The organism is Pseudogemmobacter humi (genome assembly GCF_900609055.1).
Taxonomy (GTDB): domain Bacteria; phylum Pseudomonadota; class Alphaproteobacteria; order Rhodobacterales; family Rhodobacteraceae; genus Pseudogemmobacter; species Pseudogemmobacter humi.
This window is the reverse complement of sequence record NZ_UXAW01000021.1, coordinates 1-439: the sequence shown is the minus strand read 5'-3', so window position 1 is coordinate 439 and position 439 is coordinate 1. Positions and strand designations below refer to the sequence as shown.

At 73.8% G+C, this 439-nt stretch carries 1 protein-coding gene; it reads left to right on the top strand.

Translation table 11 applies throughout. The annotated features are described in order from the left end of the window. Positions 1-439, top strand: a 439-nt coding sequence (locus XINFAN_RS00245) for a hypothetical protein (protein WP_199286322.1), incomplete at both ends; no start/stop codon positions are given.

Genomic DNA, 439 nt, shown 5'->3' with positions numbered 1-439 from the left:
CAGCGGCGTGGACGGCAACGCCCAGACCGTCGAGGGCGAGGCCGCGGGCATCGGCACCGGGCTTGCGAACGAGGAGATGATCGCGATGGGCGTGGCCGGTCTGGCCGGCATCGGCGTGCTCGCCTCGTCCAAGGGCAGCAACGCCGCCCCGGGGGATGGCGACGGAGATGGTGACGGCGACGGAGACGGCGACGGAGACGGAGACGGCGACGGCGACGGCGACGGCGACGGCGACGGCGACGGCGAGGGCGACGGCGACGGCGACGGCGACGGCGACGGCGACGGAGATGGCGACGGCGACGGCGAGGGCGACGGCGACGGCGATGGCGACGGCGACGGGGATGGTGACGGCGACGGAGACGGAGACGGAGACGGAGACGGGGATTCGCTCTCTGTCCTCGGCGAGGTGCTTGAGGGTGTCAGCACCATCATTCCCGGC